Raw genomic sequence first — 20,539 nt, 5'->3', positions numbered from 1 at the left:
ATAAAATTTGGCGATAGTGCGTAATTTATTCGTTATTATTTTTTCTTTATTGGCGCCATTAATTTAATTTTTTGATATTGATTTAGAAAAAAAAGAATAAATTTGTCCAAGATTTTATAATATGATGGTACCCAAATACTAGCCGAATTATGAATAGAATAAGAAACTTTGTTGCCGTCCAAATTATCAATGACACCGTTGATTTCACTGAGTACATTTGCTTCAAAAATATACTCTGGGCAAAGGCGGACTGTATTTTTTTCGTGATATTTCTCTGCAAAAAAACAATCCTTTAATAAAAAAGGTCCTGTGGTATAACATACGTAACGTGGCATAGTAACGAATAATGAATTGTATTTTCGAGATATTCCTGACTTACGTTTATCTAATTCCTGAAAAACTTTTGACCAAAGCGGATGTTTGGGAATACTGCCTATAATAGCGTTATTACAGCCATTTGAAACAATTAGCTCATAGTCTTCTAGCAAATCGTCCATAGGTTTGATAAATTCTATGTCCATATCTATATAAAAACCTCCGTAGTGATACAAAAGAAAATAGCGAATGGCATCGCAACGTTGAATGAGATGTGGATAAGAATCATATACTTCTAAAAACCAAGGATAATTCTCTTGGAGAAAGCTCCGGCACTGCTGCTCATCCCAGAAATAATACTCCCAATTAGGGTGAAGAGCTAAAACAGTTTGGCGATAAGGAAGAAACTTTTGCGGAATAGCTGCTTCGCCTTGATAATAGATCTGATGAATAATTTTTGGAATCTTGCTCATAATTTAGACTATCCGACAATAATGTAATGTTGTTCAGTCCTGACTAGTGGTCTGTGTCATTAATTCTGGAGTGTAGAGACGCTCCCTATCGCGTCTCTACAAGATTTTGATTTTTATGCAACACTCCAAAACTTATGACACGGACTACTAGTACCGCTACTTTGGAAGTCAAAAGTCATTTGACTAACTACAAACTTAAAGTTGACTATTTAGGTAATAACTATCGCGAGCAAGCAAGAATTCTTGATAAGCAGGTATGTAATCTATCACTTGAGTTATTTTCGCTTGTTGCTCTGGTGTTAATCCTTTTGCTTGTTTCCACTTAGCAATAAGTTTATCTATGTTAGTGTTGTCTAGTGATTTATGTGACTGTGTTTCATGCTGCCGATATTTATACAGCTTCTTAGGTATAAAATGAGCATCACTTAGTAATGCCATCTGGATAAATAAATCCACTCCTTCATACCCTTGTCCTAACCACTCAGACCACCCAGATGTTTTGAGATAAACAGACTTACGTAAAGCAGTCCCTGCTTCCCTACATACTCCGGTAGCAATCGAGAAAAAAGGAGTTTCTGGAATATCATCAGGAACTTCTTTAAATCTTCCATCTCCAGATGGAAAAAATCTTGGTAGGGGAGAAAATGAGTCTAAATCTAAAATCCTATCTTCGCTATCAATAAGCCATATATCGCTGAAAATCAAACCAACGTGAGGATTTTGGTCTAGGTATTTAACTATTACCTCCAACGTTTCTGGCTCAATACAGTCATCCCCATCCAAAAACATTATATATTCTGACTCAGGGGAACAAGCTTTAGAACCGTTGTTACGCCCATTACAAACACCTCCATTTGGCTGTTGGATGAATCGTAAACGTGGTTCTTTTTTGACATAATCTAAAATAGCTTCTGCTGAGTTATCGGTGCTGCCGTCATCTACTATTACATAATCCCAGTCTATAAAAGTTGAAGCAATTACGCTTTCAATTGCTTTTGCAATATACTTTTCTGCGTTGTAACATGAGGTTATAATACTAATTTTAGACATGATTTTTGACCTTGTAAATATTTTTGTGCGAAGAATATAGTGCTTTTAGCCCCACTAGCACCGCGCGCGTCGAGGGGGATTTAATTTTTTAACCGTGTTGTATTTACATCTCACTTTATTGATTAAACTCAATACAATCAACTTATATAAGTTAGGGAAAGTTAGGGAATTTATTAAGTAGGTTAGTTTAAATCTGTTTAGTTCGCTATCCCCCTAGTTTTTGTTGCTATCCATCCCCACCTTGTGGCTACGGTGTACACACAAAACCTCGAACCCCACCCCCAACCCCTCCCCGTACGCCTGTCGTGTACACACAACTTTTTGGCATCGGGGGTAGGGGAGCACTTTGGCAGGGGAAGTAGGGAAAATCAAGCAATTGGAGAGTCGGGAGATTTCAAAAAATTAATTCTAAGGGCACCGATATGTGATATCATGCGGAGCTGAAAAGCCTTAAAAACCATGCTTTTTTCCTCCCTGCTACCCCTGCCACCCCTGCTAAAAGAGCTTTTTAAGACTTATGTGTACACGACAGCAAACGGAGAGGGGGTTAGGGGAGGGGTGGGGAATTCCGCAAAATTGTTAAATAGAACCCTCATTGCTGAGATTGACAACACGCTTTTTCCGACTAACTCGTGAAATACTGGTAGTTGTTTGATTGGGTTCGGATGCTTCAATTAACTTTGCTAGTCCTTCGGGTGTACCGTTTTGGAAAACGTAGGGCAACGGCAACTCGGTTTTATAAGTTTCTTGCAAACGGGTAACTAACTGGGTAACTCGTATCGAGTCTCCACCCATATCAAAGAAATTATCCATTACTCCAACTTGTTCCAGCTTTAATACAGCAGCCATCAGCGAGCAAATATTTGCTTCCACTTCGTTTCTCGGCGCCACATAAGGTTTGATGTTTTGTGTCCAGTTAGGTGTAGGTAATGCTGCCCTGTCAACTTTTCCATGAGGTGTTAGTGGAATATTTTCAAGTGGAATAAGTGCGGAAGGCATCATATAATCTGGCAGTTTCTTAGAGAGGAAATCACGCAAGACTATAATTAGGTCATCTTCTTGATGAGGTACAAAATACGCGACAATACGCGCATCTCCCGCAGATTCAGTGTAAGCGGTGGCAAATGCTGTTTTAACTTGTGGATGACTCATCAAAGCTGCTTCAATTTCTCCCAGTTCAATGCGGAAACCACGTATTTTAACTTGCTGGTCTGAGCGTCCTAAATATTCTAAATCGCCATTAGGTAGACGACGCGCTAAGTCGCCACTACGATATAAGCGACTATTGGGGGTTTTGGCAAATATATCAGGAATAAAGCGCTCTGCGGTTAAGCGAGGATGGTGTAAGTATCCCCGTGTAACTCCGGCGCCACCAATATATAATTCTCCAGGGACTCCAACGGGTACAGGTTCTAGGTACTCATCCAAAATATACAGTTTCAGGTCGAAAATTGGCTGACCAATAACGCTACCACAGTTATCTTTAACATCTGAAAAGCTGATGGGACGATAAGTTACATGAACGGTTGTTTCTGTGATGCCGTACATATTAACTAGTTGAGTTTGGTTGCCATAACGTTCAAACCAGGGTTGCAAGCTTTGCACTTCTAATGCTTCTCCACCAAAAATTACATAGCGTAAGTTCAATTTTGCTTCTGTATCTACTTGCACTAACTGTTTAAATGCAGAAGGAGTTTGATTTAGTACCGTTACTTTCTCTGATTGGAGTAATTTGAGAAAATCTACGGGTGATCGACTTGTCCAATAAGGAACAATTACGGTTCTACCTCCGTAAAGCAAGGCGCCCCATAGTTCCCAGACAGCAAAGTCGAAAGCATAGGAGTGGAACAGAGTCCAAACATCATTACTATTAAATCCATACCATGACTCCGTTGCTTTGAACAGGCGAATAACATTATTATGGGTGACTACACATCCTTTTGGTATACCTGTAGAACCACTGGTATAAATTACATAGGCGGGATGTTCGGGTAATATTGTGACTTCGACAGGCGCCGAGGATTGATTTTGTAGTTGTGGGGCAATATCTTCTAAAACTAAAATTTCAATTTTAGATTCTGTTTGAGATAGAGAAATTTGAGAAATTGCCGAACTTTGAGTTAGTAGTAAGGAAATTCCACTATCCCGCAAAATAAAATCAATCCGCTCTTGAGGATAATTAACATCAATTGGAACATAGGCGCCACCTGCTTTGAGAATTGCAAGGATACAGACAACTAGTTCTTGTGAGCGTTCAAGACAAATTCCAACCAGGGTTTCTGACCCAACACCTTTACTTTTTAGGTAATGCGCTAAACGGTTGGCATGTGCTTCAAGTTCGGTATACGTTAAACTGTTATTACCAAAGGAAAGGGCTACTTTCTCGGAATATTGTTTAGCTGCATTGGTAAAAGCGGAAACAAGGGTATGGTCAGACAAATTACTAACTGCATCCATGTTGGCGGCTAATAGCCAGTTCTTATGTTCTACATCTGACATTAAAGATTGGCTATGAAATGGCGCTAGTGGGTTGGTAGTAAGGGCGGTCAGCGCAGCAGTATAATATTGACCATATTGCTCAATTTGGGTTTTGTCAAATTCCTGAACGTCATATACTAAATCCAATTTTAGCGAAGAACTTCCAGGAATGAGCGCGAACTTTGCCACCAAGGGAAAGTCAGTTTCTTCAAAATCCTCAACATTAAGAATTTCAACTTGGGGTAAATTGAGAATACCTTCGTAAACATGAAAATGGGTATAGTTAAAACCAACGTCAAATAATGGTCGTTTATCGATGACTCGTTGAATTTCTAGTAAAGGAAAATTGCGATAAGGGAGGATTTTATTTTCTACTTTGAATACTGCTTTTAACAGTGATAGCCAACTACTTGGCGCCAGTTTCATTCGCAATGGTACTGTATTTAGGAATAAACCGAGGAGTTTCTCACTGCCAACATTTTCAAGTCTTCCATTTAGAACATTTCCTGTAATTACCTCTGTTTTTCCGGTAATATATGACAACACACGCAGATGAGCAGCTAATAAAGCAGTTTTTAGGGGTACTTCTGCACTGTTAGCAACTCTAATCAAAGCCTTTGCTATATTATCATCTATTTTGACTGCTACACGTTCGACTTGACGCGACGCTGCCGTTTGCTTGCTACGTGGGACTCTGCTCAGTTCCATATCACTGAGATACTGCTGCCAAAATTGACGCATTTCCTCATTTGCTATTGCTTGTTTTTCCTGAGCAATAAAATCTTTATAAGTAATGGGAAGGGTAGTTAATGGTTCATATTGTCCTTTCAGATGCTGAATATAACGTTGTAGCAATTGAGTTATTAACGTTGCCACACTCCAACCATCCAAAATAGCATGATGAAAACTGAAAGTGAGGCTAATTTCGGAATTAGAAAGTCTATGGATGACAAAGCGGAATAAAGGAGGACGACGAACATCAAAAGAGTTTGATTTTTCTAATTCAACCCATTGTTTTACTTCTAAATAAGCATTCTTTTTATCCCTCAAATCGTAGATAGTTAAAGGTATTTCTACTTCTTGATGTACAATTTGCAGCGGGGTGCTATATTTTGTCCAGTCAAAAGAAGTACGTAGAATTAGATGAGCTTGACAAATGTCGGTAATAGCTTTTTGCCAAGCATCCTCTACATGATCAAGACGCAAATAGAAAGTAAAAATATCGTGGAAAATAGCCGAGCCGGGATGAAGCTCGCTATGATAAAGCATACCCGCTTGTAAGCTAGAAATTAGATATGCATCTTCTACATCTTGGGGTAAATTCTTTTTGTCTTCTTCTTCTAACAGAGTAACAGATGGGGCTAAATAAAACTTACTTTCTACATCGGATACTTGTTCAAGTGCCGCTAACTGACGTATAGTTGGATTTTCATAAATATCTTTGATGGAAATTTGAATCTTTTGATTTTGGGCTTGTCCTACTACCTGCATTGCTAGAATTGAATCACCACCAATTTCAAAAAAGTTATCGTCAATACCCACTTGTTCGATAGTGAGAACTTCTGACCAGATGGTACAAAGATGCTCTTGCTGTAAATTTTGGGGACTTACATATTGAGAGTGTCGCGATAGATTAAAGTTGGGTTTCGGTAAAGATGAAGTATTGATTTTACCGTTAACTGTGAGAGGAAAGGCATCCAGGCTAATATATGCCGTAGGAATCATATAATTAGGAAGCCGGGACTGCAAATACTCATTTAATTCACTAGTACTAGGTGGTTGTTTGCTTACATAATAAGCTACAATACGTTTGTCTTCACCTTCACCATAGGTAGTTACAAAAGCTTCTTCTAATTGTGGATGCGATGCCAGAGGCGCCTGAATTTCTCCTAACTCGATCCGAAAGCCACGTATTTTTACTTGATTATCTATTCTTCCTAAGTACTCTAAATCACCATCTTTTGTCCACCGTCCCAAATCACCACTGCGATAAAGTCTACCTTTACCAAAAGGGTTGGGAATAAAACGTTCAGCAGTTAAGCCAGGACGATTAAAATAACCGCGCGCAACTCCGGCGCCTGCTACAAAAATTTCCCCCGTCCATCCAGTAGGTACTGGTTCGAGATTTTCATCAAGCAAGTATATACGAAGGTCAGGAATTGTCTCACCAATGACACTACCAGTATTTACCGTCAAGTCTTTAAAAGTAATTGGACGATAGGTAACATGGACAGTTGTTTCTGTAATACCATACATATTTACCAAACGGGGAGTTTGATCTGAGTGTCGCTCAAACCAAGGACGCAAACTTTCTAAATTTAAAGCTTCGCCACCAAAAATTACATATCGTAATGCCAATTCACCCGTACTTGTTTTATCCGCGCGGATAATTTGCCCAAATGCAGAAGGGGTTTGACTTAGAACAGTGACGTTTTCTTTGGTAAGAAGCTCACGGAAAGCTTCGGGAGAACGACTCAACCAAAACGGTACAATAACGACCTTACCACCATAAAGTAATGCTCCCCACAATTCCCAAACAGAAAAATCAAATGCAAAAGAGTGAAACAGTGTCCATACATCAAAAGCATTGAAGCCAAACCAAGGTTCTGTAGAACGCATTAAGCGCATAACGTTACCATGAGTAACCACACAACCTTTTGGAGTTCCCGTCGAACCACTGGTATAGATAATATATGCTGGATGTTGAGGGTGCAGTGATACTTGTGGGGAAGATGGATTAGCGTCATTTTGAATCTTGCCCCAAATAGATTCCCATTTCAATACATTTATATTAGTAGAAATTAATTGGCAACTAGAAGATTCGATAATTAATAAGGAAGCACAGCTATCTTCGAGAATAAATTCTAGACGTGAGGCAGGATAATTAAGATCTAAGGGAACATAAGTACCCCCGGCTTTTAAGACTCCCAGTATAGCAACAACCATATGTTCTGAGCGTTCCAGACATAAAGCTACTCGTGTTTCTGGTTTGATGCCAAGTTGTTGTAAGTGATGAGCAAGAACATTTGCCCTTCGATTTAGTTCTGCGTATGTTAGCTTAGTATTTTCGCATTTAACCGCAATATGCTGAGGATACTTGCTAACAATTTCCTCAAAAACTGAAACTAATGTTTCTGATGTCGGTAATAATTTAGTACTATTTAAAGATTCTTGAGTTAGGCGCCAATATATTTCTGGTTCAATAAGCGACAGTTGAGAAATAGGTTTATCTAGATTTTGCTCTAAGTTTTCTAAAGCGTCATCAAAAAGCTTTTGAAAATGTGTAACTATTTCTTCAATAGTTTCAGCATCAAGGTAAGAGAGATTATAATCAAAATCTATTTTAACGTCGCTTTGATTATCAAACTCTCGTACATATATTGCGAGAGGAGTTTTTTGTTGACCACTGTAGAGAGGTTCACAAATTGTTTCAGTTTGCTCAAAATGCTCACTATAGTCATGTTTTTCGTAAGAGAGGGTAAGATCAAATAGATTTTGATAGTTTTCTGAGTCTAAATCTAAATTGGCAATACGCTTCATTTCTCCCAGAGGTAAGCGTTGATGGCGATAATCTTGTTTTAATAAAGTGCGGACTGTCGTTAAAATATCAGTAAAGGTTTCGTTATTATTAATTTCCGTCCGAAACGGCAGCATACTGATAAATAGTCCAACTGTGTCTTTATAAACCTTTTTGCTCCGGTTTAAAATTGGTAGACCAATGACTAAATCATTTTGTCGATAACGCTTGCTTAAATAAATAAATACAATAGAAAGGATAAAATGAAATGGATTTGATTGGATTTCTTTACAAACAGCTTCAACTCGATTATAATGTTCGCGTTTAATATAAATTGCTTTACGGGCGCCAAGCAGTTGAGGTTTATGCATTGACGCAAAAATCTGAGGACTGACATTTTCTAAACGCTGAGTCCAGTATTTTATATCACTTTCAAAATTCTGAGACTGTCGATACGCAGATTCTTCTTGAAGATAATCAGTAAATATCAAATTTCGCTCTAATGGTTCAAATCCAACATTAGAGATAATTTGATTGTAATTATTAATCAAGTCATTAAAGGCAAGCGAAGTACCCCAACCATCAGCAATAATATGATGAAATTTTGAATAAAATAAATATTTTTTGCTGCTTAATCTAATTAACTGAAAGCTGCAAAGAGAAGATTCTTTCCCGAAAGTAAAAGGTTGATTAAAATCATTCTCGATATATCGTTTAGCTAGTTGTTCAACATCATCGGGGTTTGAGCAATTAGCCGAAAAATCAACTAGCTTAAATTGTTGCTCTTGGTGTGGTGCTACAAACTGAAACGGTTTACCCTCAGATTCATAAATACGGAAACGTAAACCTGGGTTGCAACGAACCATGTGATTTAAAGCTTGGTTGAAATATCCACTATTCAAGATTCCTGTAATTGTAATAACGGCGCCGATATTAAAGTGCGAACCATCAGACCATCTCATTTGGTCAATATAAATATCGAACTGATTTGTAGAAAGCGCTAATTGTGTATTCATAGCAATGTGTATATTTTTGGCTTATTTAGTATTTTATTAGAACATTAATCTTTGCTCTGATTCTTTGAAAATTAACTAACTAATACCCATTTAGTAGGGCTTGACGTTTAGCTTTGCTTTCAGCCCAACGAAACACTAACATACCTACAATCAAATATCCCAGTCCATTCATCAAAGCAAATATGAAACTAGATAAATCTAAATTTTCATTGCGTCCCATTAAATCACGAAGAACATCAGAACCTACAGCCATTGGTAACATTGCTCGCAAATTTAGTAAAGACTTACCCCATACTTCAGAGGGAAAGGTTAGTAGAAAAAATAGACCAAATTGAACTAATCCCAGTAGTTGCTGGACACGTTTATAAAGTAAAGTTAAAGCTGCGATTATCAGGGATAAACCATAAGCTCCTAATAACACTGTAAATAGCGGTAAGATGATAGCTGGTGAAAAGTGTAAGTAGCGTTTCGTCAACAGCATAGTAAATATTAAAATTCCCAAAATAAACGTTATATTTAACGTCAAACTTGCAATCCCACGAATCAATAAAACTGTTAAGGTGCCGAATGGAGATAAAAATATCTGTTCTAAGGTTCCAGTCTGAGCTTCTACTTGTATTCCAAAAGCAATACCTCCGACAATAAAGACTACGAGTATCCAAAGCACGTAGCCAATTACGATAACGTCTAGTCGTTCACCTACGTTTATTTGCTCACTTGTATTTAAATTAGAAACACCAGCAATGTAATTAGCGCTTAAAAATAGTCCATAAAAAACGACTGCGTTAGCGATAATGCCGCTAATAGCATCAATTGGGTAGCGAATAAACTCTATCCAAATCCGTTTAAATTCCGCCTGAAATAGTTCAAACATAGCTATGTTGTTTTAGTAATTTTAAAAAGACTTGAGTTAGGTTGGCTTTGTCTTGATTAACTTGTAGTATAGCCAATGGTTCTAAAGCGGCTAATACTTTATATAATCCTTCTTTTGTGCCAGTATAAATGATTCTTTCTTGTTCCGATTCTACTATGGCACCTAAAGTTTCAATTTTTGTAATTTGTAATAAATCTAGCTCACCTTCTACTTTAATAATATAGCTAGAACCAGAAAAGCGCTTAATAATTTCCTTTGTTGGTTCTTCTGTAATAATCTGACCTTTTTGGATAATTGCTACCCTGTCTGATATTTCTTCTGCAATATCCAATTGATGGGTTGTCAGTAATATTGCACAGCCTTCAGATGCTATTTGTCTTACTAAAGCTTTAACACTTTCGCTAGCTTCCATGTCCAAGCCTAAAGTTGGTTCATCTAATAGTAGCAACTTAGGTTTGTGAACTAAAGCTACCGCAATAGATAGCTTCTGTTGCATTCCTCGTGAAAGTGTTTTTACAGGCGCCTTACGTTTATGCATTAAACCAAACTGGTCTAACAGTCTAAGTGCTTGTTTACGTGCCTTACTGCTATTAATTCCTTTTAATACACCAAAATATTCAAGATTTTCTTCAGCAGTTAGGCGCCAGTAAAGATTACGACTTCCTTCCATAACTGTACCAAGCATTCGTAGCGCTTGTGGATTGGTGTGAGGATTACAGCCTGCAATTTTTACCCATCCAGTATCTGGTTGAATTAAACCTGCAATTATCTTAATACTAGTTGTCTTGCCGGCGCCGTTTGCACCTAAAAAAGCTAATATTTCTCCAGCATTGATACTTAATGATAAACCAGATATGGCTTGTATTGATTGTTTACCTTGCTGATATTGTTTGTGTAGATTGTAAACCTCTAATGGTTTCATATTTTATTGTTCCTAATTACTGCGTTGGGTACGGTGGGCTTCGGCCCACCTTACTTTTTTAAATAAAGAAATAATATTCCAGTAAACTTTTGCCCCGACGCTAAAAATAGCGCTTATTATCCGATGATGTAGAGGAAGCCAAAGGGAAGCCATATGATGTATTGTATAAGAATGTTCAGTACTATTTTGCTGAATTATTTTCTCATCAATTTCCATAGGCGCCCCTGGTTCAAAAATATATCCCGGACAAACGCGAACAGTAGAACATTTATGGAAACTGCCAGCAATCACACAATCATCAAATAGCATTGGTCCTGTACTGTAACATACATAATAAGGCATTGACTTTTTGAGTAATGCATTAATATTTGAATTTGATGGCAACTTATCTTTACGCTCTTGTAATTCATCAAACACTTTTAGCCAAAGCGGATGTTTTGGAACACTGCCCATAATAGCATTATTAAAGCCAACAAGCTTTGACAGAATTAGTTCATAATCTTCAAGTAAATCGTCAAGAGGTTTGAGGCATTCAACATCCATATCAATATAAAATCCACCATAGTAATGAAGGATGAAATACCGGATAGCATCACAACGTTGAATTCGATGAGGATAAGAATCGTAAACTTCTATAAACCAGGGATATTTCTCCTGAATAAATGTCCGTGACTTTGCTTCATCCCAAAAGTAATGTTCCCAATGAGGATGATGTGCTATAACCGTTTCATGGTAGCCTTGATATTTTTTGGGAACAGCCGTTTCACCTTGGAAAAAAATTTGGTGTATAATTTTGGGTATCTTAGCCATAACTATATTTAGATTACTTGGTATAGTTTTTGAGAAATGTTTTGAAGTATAAGTTGTTGTGCTGAATGTATAAAGAAGTGGTCGCCAGGAAACATATGCATTGAAAAGTCACCCGTTGTCTGTTGGTGCCAAGCTTGTAAACTATCCTGACTAATTTTGGGGTCTTGCTGACCACCAAAGGCAGTAATGGAACATAAGAGTGGATATTCGGGAGTATAGACGTAATTTTCAACTAGCGCAAAATCTGCCCGTAGCATCGGCAAAAGCATTTGCATCAGTTCAGTGTTTTCTAAAACTTCTTCGGGAGTACCATTCAGGCGCCGTAATTCTTGTAAAAACGCGCGTTCTGGTAAATTATGGATATGTTCAACCTCGATAGAAACTTGAGGTGCATTGCGTCCAGAAACAAATAAATGCGTTGGAGTCGATGAATATTTTTTACGAAGCAAATGTGCAACTTCAAAGCAGACTATTGCTCCCATACTATGACCAAAAAAAGCAAATGGCTTGTCTAAGTAAGGTACAAGAGCTTGAGTTAGACTAGAAATCAACTGTGAAAAGTTAGTAAATGGCTCTTCCATTAACCGACTTCCCCGTCCTGGTAGTTCGATAGGACAAACTTCAACTGTGTTAAACAAGTTTTTTTCTAAAGTTTTCTCCCATCCCCGAAAGCTCATTGCATTACCACCTGCATAAGGAAAACAAAATAGGCGTAGACTCGCTTCATAATTTCGTTTAGGAAATGTTACCCAAGATTCTCGTTTTAGTTCGGCTACCATAATATTATTCTTGATTATTAATGAATATAAATGATGAATGTGGAGTACAGCGAAAAAAGCATATTTGTCTGCTTACTAAATTCCTAATAATGCTTACTGAAGCTGCAATGGCTAAAGTTATAACGCTGAAATAAATCAAAACTATTGCAGCTTGCGCTAAGTCATTGCGATATTGCTTCATACTTTCTCTTTTTAATTTATTGTTAGATTACCAACCCAAGTTTTAAAGAAGTCGGTAATCTTGATTTTTAAGCTGATTGTTCTGCCATTGCTTTCCTTAAGCTCAAAGGTCGCATATCTGTCCAAACTTCTTCAATATATTTCAGACATTCTTCTTTTGAACCTTCTTTACCCACGGTTTTCCAGCCTAATGGAATTTCTTTTTTCCATTTCGGCCAAATTGAATATTGTTCTTCGTGATTCATAACGACGAGATAGATTGTGTTGTTTTGTGTTGCGTTGTTCATAATTACCTCTATTTGTGAATTAATAATTGTTTACGTTTATGCTTGTGTATCTTGTGCTGGGAATAAATTTACAATTTGTTTAGTTAGTATAAATTTGGTGCCACGTCTAACTACATTAGGAATACTCAAATCATGAACATCCCATATATTTAAAGGAATTAGGCGCCGCTTTGATTTATTTAATTTTGCTACTTTTAAATTGAGATGTTGCTGTAATAAATGATAATTGCGATTTACTTCTACGGCAATTTCCTTAAAAGTGAACAAAAGATTTTTTATTTCATTTGCCAAGCTATTTATTTTATTGGCTATAACTGTAAGTTCTTGTACTCCTACTTCAAGTTTACATCTCAACTTCTCTAACTCTTCTTGTCTTGTGCTTTCTGCGACTTCTCGCCAATATTTATCTAATTCTGATATTTCGGCGCCTAATTCGCTGAAAGCAGTTACTTGCGGGTCTTTATGATTAACAAGTAAACTTAGCATTTTGTCATTACTCCTATGTCGTTTTTTAAATTATTTTGGTTTACATATCAAAGCTTTTTCTCCTTTAGTTAATATATTTATAAAACTATTAAACTTACTTGTCGATATAGAAAAATTATGTTCATTGTTAGTTCCAAAACTTAACTTTTCTGTACAAGTAGGTTAGGCACCTCGCCTGACCGAATCCACATCACAGGACAGATATGCTACAACTCTTTTCTATTCGACTATCTCATAATTTAACTAACCAAGTATAAATTTTTACTCATATAAACTTTGTCTTGACTTGCTTCGTTAGTTTGAAACCAGTAAGGAATAAATTTACGGTATAGTTCACAACTAGGAACAATTTTATTTCCTTGCAGTGTTGCCAACCCCATATTGCAGAGTTTAAATGCTAACGATTTTTCTAGCTCTATTGGTGAGGATGCCTTAACTACTTGATGATATGCTGCTGCTAATTTAGGATGCTGCTGTAAACTGCGTAAATATCGTTGCAGGTGATGACCATAAATATCTGTATCTGTAGCGGCTACTTGTAATAACTCACTCAAAGTAAGTTTTTGCTGTGTTAAATGTTCAAAAGTCTGTTTTACTAGATAGGGATGCCCACCAACGAATTGCATTAGCTCCCTCGTTTCGTCTTGGGACAGTTGAAGTTTATAGCACTGTGCTAAACATTGTACCTGTTCTGAAGTAAAAGGCTGAAGTTTAATTGTTAGCCCAGCATTAAATGATTCATGAGTATTCAAAGAATTATAAACCTCTTCGGTATCGACGAGAATAAATCGCAGATTTTGCCAGATAGGATTTCCACTATCTCCATAATTCACTTCTTCACACCAAGAATCTAATAGCGAAAAGAAATCTTCGGCAATTTCTGGATATAAATGTACTACATCGACATTATCAAAACCTAATACTAATGTTCCATTAATTGCTGGTAATAAATACTCTTCAAAGTAAGCCGTGCAGTTATTTTTACTACCAAAATTTTCATTCCAATATTCTTCTATACGATTTGGTAATTGCAGCTTGCGAGTGATTGAATAACATAACCAACGCAAAAACTTATCTAAATCGTTAAAAGTTGCTTTATCCGCGCGCTTCAAACTTAGTGCTACAGTACGTACTTCTTGATTATCAGCAGTAGAAGAATTTTTTCTAGCATAATCGAGAATTTTGAGCATCAAAGAAGTTTTGCCCATTTGTTGGGGAGCTTTGATTTGAATGAGGGCGCCTGGTTTTATTATTTCTGCATAACAGCGAGACTCAACGAGAGGACGCTCTATATAAAAATTCGACTGACATGGTATGGCTTTTAGCAGAGATTCAGATTTTGTTGATGGTTTATTTTGTAGCTTCTCTTGAAATACTTGCTGCGCTAACACAGCCATCAAATTATTTTTACTAACTTTCTTCCCCCAGATAGATGACAAAGATTGCCATAGTTTTGGGCCAACATCATTTTTTATGTATTCGGGAGCATATCCACATATAGCCGCAATCTCATCGTACTTCTGACCTTGTAAAACTCCTCGTAATACTTCTATTTCAATATTTTTCAGATGTCTTGATTCCTCCGACATTATCGCCGTATTTACAACTTGTAAGGCGACTTCAAAAGAAATAAGTGCTGTTTCAGATGTATTCCTGACTTGGCTTTGCATAAAATTTTGCTTTATTGTATGAATTGTTTCGCTTCAACTCTTCGCTTTCCTGTTCCTACAGCTTTCTTTTCTCTAATTCCTGAGAAGCTGCTAAACATCTAGAGCATCGGTTTAATAATGTGTAGTCACCAAAGCTTAGATTTATGCATTGGGGCAGCCGATTTGTTTTAAATCCCGTAGATGACAAGCTAACATCTGATAGGTTAACTGCAACGAACGCAGTGTAACCATCAATACTTTCAACTGGCTACCTCTCCGAGTGGATAATACACGAGCGCTGTTGTCTAATAACCGTTCGGAGTTTGCAAACGCTAACAAATCTAGTGAAGGCACCCGGTATTTACACTCGTATTTATTTGTGAATTAGTACTTACACAAAGTATATTACAGGCGCCGACTTTAAACGTTTTTAAGCGTATCTATATTTACCCGTGGTACCGTAATACTTAAAAAATCATTCCACAACAGGCACCATTCTTTCACGAGTCAACGCACTACTTTCAATAATAATAGCCTTCAAATTCTCATAATATAACTGGCTAAATTGGTAACTGTTCAACGGGGCGCCATTTTATCAGCTAAGGCAGAGGGCAGGAGGCACTTATGTTGAAGGGAATTCTGATTCCAGCAAGGATGCCTGTGACCGAAGGGAACAAGGGGGTATAAAACCCCACCGTCGCGCCCGGTGTCAACGTTTGTGTTGTGGTCAGAAAGCCCATCTGAACGTACATAAGTGCCCTCTGCCCTCTGCCTTCTGCCTTCGTTCATAAATTGGTTTTGCCGTGGATTGTTATAAATATTGCCTATAATAATATGTCATAATAGATACATGAAGCTGTTCGATAACTGTATTAAAGCCAAGTGGCTTTAATACATCTCACTACATTTTTTGTAAATTTTTATTGTTTTTACTTTTATTTAGGTTGGACATTCAACTGCTTCTGTCATCATAATCTTAACTCTCTGTCAGCCAATAAAATTGATATCCTTCTAGAATGATGCGACCATCAGATTGAAGAGGCTTTATACCACTATATAAATCAACAAACTTACTATAAGTGTTAAAGCCTGTATTTCTAAGCTTATCTAAATCCAAGTATTGGAGATTTGCATCAAAATTGGCAACGACCAATACTTTTTCTGATGGACGTTCATGATTGAAACGAATATAACATAGTAAATGTTCATTGCCTACGTGCAGCAATTCGCGGTTGTTAAAATCAGCAAATGCAGAGATTTCTTTACGGATAGCAATCATTTTTTTCATAGCAGTGAATACCCTGTATTCCACTGTGCCTTGTTTTTTACGTAATTCTGCTTTTTCCCAATCGATTTTAGGGCGATGTACCCAACGATTGTCATTGATTTTGCTTGGGTCATCTGTATAACTGTAATCATTAAGCACAGCAATTGCATCACCATTATACATCAAAGGGATTCCTCCAAAAGATAGAATAATACCGTGGAGTAGTAAAATTCTATTAATTGCAAGGGCAATCAAACGCTCATCGGCATCTGATAGCGCAGATTCTAATCCAACCAAAGAAGCTAATGAACCGCAAATACGCGCGTCTCCTGTAGCTTCATTAGGCATGAATATCAATCCCTTAGATAATGATGAATCAAACTTACCGCTCAAGTAATCAACTAAAAATTTTCTATGTGTTCTCGGCTCATAACCAGCTACTTGAATATCGTAATCGTCAAAACCAAAACCAATGTCATCATGACAACGCACATAGTTTAGCCAAGTCGCGCGTTCTAATTTGTTAGGCAAACTTTTTATACCTTGGTAAAGTAGTTTAGTGTTTTTAGTTGCGATTCCATCCCATAATAATGCCATTAAAGTAGCGTTATAAGCAATCTCGCATTCTTTAGCAGCGATTGCATCTTCACCAAAATACTTAATTACTTCAACAGGAGCAACGATTGCTTCGGCAATAAATAACACACCAGGCGCCGTCACTTGACAACAATCTTTCATTAACTGCAAAATTAGATGGGCATTGCGCTCATTTTGGCAAGAACTGCCGATTTTTTTCCATAAAAAAGCAACAGCATCGAGTCGGAGAATATCTACACCTTGATTTGCCCAAAACAGAATAATGTCGAGCATTTCAATAAAAACTCTCGGATTGCTGTAATTTAAATCCCACTGATAACTATGGAAAACCGTCATTACCCATTTTTCCATTTCGCTATTCCAAGTAAAATTACTTGGAGCTGTTTCAGGAAAAACCTCTGGCATGTTTTCCTCAAACATATCAGGGATTTCTCTGTTTTCAAAAATATAATAGTAATCTTGAAAATTACGATCCCCCGTAATTGCTTTTCTAGCCCATTCATGCTCATCAGAAGTATGATTAAGCACAATGTCTAGAACCAGCAAAATATCACGCTTTCTAAACTCATAAGCAATACGACGAATATCTTCTAAATCACCAACTCTTTCGTCAACTTCTCTAAAATCACTGATGGCATAGCCCCCATCACTTTTACCAATTGGACACTTCAAAATCGGCATAATATGCACCATATTAATACCTAGCTCTTGAAAATAGCCTATTTTGTTCTCTAAATCTGCAAGGTTTTCTGCGAAACCGTTGGAATAAAGAGCCATCCCCACCCATTTTTGAGACAAAAACCAGTTGTGATCCTGTTCGCGTTGAATATCCAACTGCTCTAATTCTCTTGAGCGGTCAATATAGCCTTTCGCCATTGTTTCAACTAGCCGTAACATTTGCACTTTAAAATCATCGCGATGTCCGTACAGTGTAAAAAATAACGAATGAATAGCGTAAAAATTCGCACCAAGGCGTGTATAAAAATGCCGCAAATCTTGCCGACGAATTTCTGGCTTTAAATCATCCAGTATCGAATTTAATAGTGAGTGAGAAATTTGTTCGTACATAGTATTATCTTAATTGTCGTGACAGTCTCTTTACAAATTAAAAAAATTATAATGCTTAATCGCTTCTAAAATGCCCCAGGCATGGGCGCCCTCAGCAAAATAAACGCGCTCAGTATTAGTCAAGCTCGACAGTTCTTCGCGGTGACGATTAGCAATGACCACACCCAGAGTATTGCCGCGTAACATATCTTCATCACCGCCAGACCCACCGCTAACCAAAAATCTATCTAATGGAATATTCCATTGTTTGGCTACATAGCGTACCGCTTGACCCTTAGATGCTCTTGCTGGTACAAAGTCGAGATACTGACCAAATGAAAGTGTTGTATTAACCGACAATTCTTGTTGCCGCAACAAACTCAAAATTTCTTCTAATGATGGTGCGATGCTCGCATCATAATAATAAGAAATCTTAAAGCGACTTTGCTCACTTTTTGGTTGCAGTGTCAAGCCAGGTAATGGATCGCACAGGCGCCGTAATACTTGTGGTGTCCACCCACGATCTATATGGTGATTCCAAGCAACATCGGCAGTTAGTTGTGGAGGATAATAAATTTCTGTGCCTAAACTGGTAATTAAAATGTCAGGGGTTGGAATACCATGAGTTTTGAAAAGTTTTAGGGCTGAATCAAACCGCCGACCTGTAGCGATTCCAAATAAAAACTCTCTATGATGTTGGCGAATTACTTGTACAAATTGCGACAATGCCTCAGCATCACCTAATAACGTATTGTCGATAGAGGTGAAAATAGCCCTTTTTCGATAGCTACTTGCTTTGGGTGGCAGTGTTGGTTTTGATAAAGGTTCGTGTTGCAATAAGGGTTGAATTTTTCTTAAGTAGGTTTGAGCATGAGCATCCCATGAATAAAACTTAGCAACATTTTTTAAACCATTTTCAGAATATTGTTCCCAAAGCGTTGAATCAGAGAGAATTGTTAATAAAGCTTCGGTAATTGCGTTTGAATTCAAAGGGTCAACCAATAAACCATTATGACAATTACCAATAATATCCACTGGTCCACCATTTTCTGTTGCAACCAATGGCAATCCACTCGCCGCAGCTTCTAATAAGGTTAAGCCAAAAGGCTCGGTAAGAGCAGGATTGACAAAAACACCTTTTGATGATGCGGCTAATCGATAAATATCCGCCACTTCTCTAGAAGTATGATGTTTTGGTAAAGCAACACAGCCATAAAGCTCGTAGCAATCCACCACTAACAATAATTCGGTTAAAACATTTTGGGCGCCTTCGTTCAATTCTCGAATATCATCTCGATTACCTGCAACAATTACCAAATTGGCTAATTCTTGTAAATGTGACGATTGACCATAAGCATCTAACAGGGTGACAATATTTTTTCGCTCATCAGGACGCGATAATGCCAAAATTATCGGCTTATCAGGTAGCTTCAGAAACTTTTCTAATGTTTGCTTGAACTCGATAGTTTCACCCCCAACTCTAGGCGGGTAAAACTGCTCTAAATCAGTCCCTGGTGGGATAACCACCATTTTTTCAGGTGTGTAACAATCATAAAGCTCGTACTGATCTTCAATTTCGTTGTAAGTGCTGGTAATCACCAAATCTGCATTGCTCAAGGTGTCTTCTTCCGCACTAATACGTTGCAGCATGTGATAGCGTTGCTCTATATCCTCCATCGTCATGCCCAATGCCAACAATCTACGGTACTTATCACGTCCTAAAGAATGCCCAGTGTGTACAAGTGGTAAGCCTGTTAAATGCGAAAGACGTACCCCCACATATCCTGCATCAGCATAGTGGGTGTGGATGATATCAGGCAAACGTGGTTGCTCATGTAACCAAGCAAACAAACGATCCGCAAAGCCATCAAGATGACTCCATAATTCTTCTTTGGCAATATAGCCATTAGGCCCTGCTTCAATCCTAACTATCTGCACTCCCGCCCCCAAAGATTCGCTTGCTGCGCTATAATCAGCGTCCACTGCACTATCAACAACCCGCCGCGTGACTAAATCAACACGCTCCACATCCGGCTGAAGAGCCAAGGCTTTAGCTAATTCAACAACATATTTAGTTTGTCCCCCAGTATCTGCGTCACGACCTAATTCCAGATTGTGACCTCGGATCAGCCCATGAATACTAATTAGTAAAATATAACAGGGCTTGGTAGTACTTTTGTTTGACATCATTAACTCTGTTGAATTAGTTTGCATAGGAGTGCGTTAAGTAATAATGCAATAATATCTATTTACTACTAACTAGCACATTCCAAAATCCATATATAGTAAGAATTTTAAAAAATGTGCTTGTTTCATATTTTAGTTCTCGCGCGGCGCCCGTCGAAGGGCTTATATCTTGCACCTCTCCGTATATACTTGTGCTTAGTAAAAAGCATGACAATAAAGCTACATTATTTTTACGGATTTTTCTTGCTAAACCAAGAGTTTGAGGTTTTATACTGAGTGTACAGGGTATAAAAAAAATAATTAATTAATTGAGATATTTTCTTGTAATTTCTAAAACTTGAGGATAATTTCCTTGGTCATCATGAATAGTTTCTAAACCAACAACTAGTTCGGGTTCAATAAAAGATTTTTCCCTTGGCGCCAAATTTGATGCGTTGAGTTTTCTTTGAGCTAATTGTAAATATTGTAAAGAAGAGCGAATACTCATTTAGCTCGTTATGAATAACATTTATTTGACTTAATTGTTGATATTTCTTGAGTAATATTCCTATCTTGCTGGTATTTTTTTTAACTTTGTTCTAGTACAGATAATTCTTGACGCCCGA

The 20,539-nt window shown here is 37.5% G+C and carries 13 protein-coding genes; all 13 read right to left on the bottom strand.

What is annotated here, in order from left to right:
* Positions 1-35 precede the first annotated feature (35 nt).
* A complete protein-coding gene (locus tag DSM106972_RS46765) occupies positions 36-788 on the bottom strand; it encodes a glycosyltransferase family 32 protein (protein ID WP_127087119.1) in 753 nt (250 codons plus the stop codon).
* 195 nt (positions 789-983) lie between these two features.
* Positions 984-1,838, bottom strand: a complete 855-nt coding sequence (locus DSM106972_RS46760; RefSeq protein ID WP_127087118.1) for a glycosyltransferase family 2 protein — start codon at positions 1,836-1,838, stop codon at positions 984-986.
* 579 nt (positions 1,839-2,417) lie between these two features.
* A complete protein-coding gene (locus tag DSM106972_RS46755; RefSeq protein WP_127087117.1) occupies positions 2,418-8,849 on the bottom strand; it encodes a non-ribosomal peptide synthetase in 6,432 nt (2,143 codons plus the stop codon).
* Positions 8,850-8,928: 79 nt separating this feature from the next.
* Positions 8,929-9,723 carry an ABC transporter permease gene (locus tag DSM106972_RS46750; RefSeq protein WP_127087116.1) on the bottom strand — a complete coding sequence of 265 codons (795 nt, stop codon included), beginning with the start codon at positions 9,721-9,723 and terminating at the stop codon, positions 8,929-8,931.
* Positions 9,716-10,645, bottom strand: a complete 930-nt coding sequence (locus DSM106972_RS46745) for an ABC transporter ATP-binding protein (protein ID WP_127087115.1) — start codon at positions 10,643-10,645, stop codon at positions 9,716-9,718. The genes DSM106972_RS46750 and DSM106972_RS46745 overlap by 8 nt, the downstream gene beginning before the upstream one ends.
* Positions 10,646-10,657: 12 nt before the next feature.
* A complete protein-coding gene (locus tag DSM106972_RS46740) occupies positions 10,658-11,455 on the bottom strand; it encodes a glycosyltransferase family 32 protein (protein WP_127087114.1) in 798 nt (265 codons plus the stop codon).
* An 8-nt stretch (positions 11,456-11,463) separates the two neighbouring features.
* Positions 11,464-12,234 (bottom strand): thioesterase II family protein, encoded by a 771-nt coding sequence (locus DSM106972_RS46735; protein WP_127087113.1) that lies wholly within the window; start codon positions 12,232-12,234, stop codon positions 11,464-11,466.
* 248 nt (positions 12,235-12,482) lie between these two features.
* Positions 12,483-12,701, bottom strand: coding sequence for an MbtH family protein (locus DSM106972_RS46730; RefSeq protein ID WP_127087112.1), 219 nt, complete (start codon positions 12,699-12,701; stop codon positions 12,483-12,485).
* A 36-nt stretch (positions 12,702-12,737) separates the two neighbouring features.
* A complete protein-coding gene (locus DSM106972_RS46725; RefSeq protein ID WP_127087111.1) occupies positions 12,738-13,187 on the bottom strand; it encodes a hypothetical protein in 450 nt (149 codons plus the stop codon).
* Positions 13,188-13,426: 239 nt separating this feature from the next.
* Positions 13,427-14,857, bottom strand: coding sequence for an AAA-like domain-containing protein (locus DSM106972_RS46720; RefSeq protein WP_127087110.1), 1,431 nt, complete (start codon positions 14,855-14,857; stop codon positions 13,427-13,429).
* A 955-nt stretch (positions 14,858-15,812) separates the two neighbouring features.
* Positions 15,813-17,768, bottom strand: a complete 1,956-nt coding sequence (locus tag DSM106972_RS46715; RefSeq protein ID WP_127087109.1) for an alpha-amylase family glycosyl hydrolase — start codon at positions 17,766-17,768, stop codon at positions 15,813-15,815.
* 30 nt (positions 17,769-17,798) lie between these two features.
* Positions 17,799-19,961, bottom strand: a complete 2,163-nt coding sequence (locus tag DSM106972_RS46710; protein ID WP_233787323.1) for an HAD-IIB family hydrolase — start codon at positions 19,959-19,961, stop codon at positions 17,799-17,801.
* 277 nt (positions 19,962-20,238) lie between these two features.
* Entirely contained in the window at positions 20,239-20,421 is a 183-nt protein-coding gene (locus DSM106972_RS46705; protein WP_127087108.1) for a hypothetical protein, read from the bottom strand.
* Positions 20,422-20,539: the final 118 nt, after the last annotated feature.

The sequence above is a fragment of the Dulcicalothrix desertica PCC 7102 genome, from assembly GCF_003991905.1.
In the GTDB taxonomy this organism is placed as follows: Bacteria; Cyanobacteriota; Cyanobacteriia; order Cyanobacteriales; family Nostocaceae; genus Dulcicalothrix; species Dulcicalothrix desertica.
This window is presented reverse-complemented; position numbering and strand designations above follow the sequence as displayed.

Coding starts and splice junctions, on each gene's coding strand:
- DSM106972_RS46720 (WP_127087110.1), bottom strand. CDS start 14,857: ATGCAAAGCCAAGTCAGGAATACATCTGAAACAGCACTTATTTCTTTT.
- DSM106972_RS46705 (WP_127087108.1), bottom strand. CDS start 20,421: ATGAGTATTCGCTCTTCTTTACAATATTTACAATTAGCTCAAAGAAAA.
- DSM106972_RS46710 (WP_233787323.1), bottom strand. CDS start 19,961: ATGCAAACTAATTCAACAGAGTTAATGATGTCAAACAAAAGTACTACC.
- DSM106972_RS46740 (WP_127087114.1), bottom strand. CDS start 11,455: ATGGCTAAGATACCCAAAATTATACACCAAATTTTTTTCCAAGGTGAA.
- DSM106972_RS46750 (WP_127087116.1), bottom strand. CDS start 9,723: ATGTTTGAACTATTTCAGGCGGAATTTAAACGGATTTGGATAGAGTTT.
- DSM106972_RS46755 (WP_127087117.1), bottom strand. CDS start 8,849: ATGAATACACAATTAGCGCTTTCTACAAATCAGTTCGATATTTATATT.
- DSM106972_RS46765 (WP_127087119.1), bottom strand. CDS start 788: ATGAGCAAGATTCCAAAAATTATTCATCAGATCTATTATCAAGGCGAA.
- DSM106972_RS46725 (WP_127087111.1), bottom strand. CDS start 13,187: ATGCTAAGTTTACTTGTTAATCATAAAGACCCGCAAGTAACTGCTTTC.
- DSM106972_RS46715 (WP_127087109.1), bottom strand. CDS start 17,768: ATGTACGAACAAATTTCTCACTCACTATTAAATTCGATACTGGATGAT.
- DSM106972_RS46730 (WP_127087112.1), bottom strand. CDS start 12,701: ATGAACAACGCAACACAAAACAACACAATCTATCTCGTCGTTATGAAT.
- DSM106972_RS46745 (WP_127087115.1), bottom strand. CDS start 10,645: ATGAAACCATTAGAGGTTTACAATCTACACAAACAATATCAGCAAGGT.
- DSM106972_RS46735 (WP_127087113.1), bottom strand. CDS start 12,234: ATGGTAGCCGAACTAAAACGAGAATCTTGGGTAACATTTCCTAAACGA.
- DSM106972_RS46760 (WP_127087118.1), bottom strand. CDS start 1,838: ATGTCTAAAATTAGTATTATAACCTCATGTTACAACGCAGAAAAGTAT.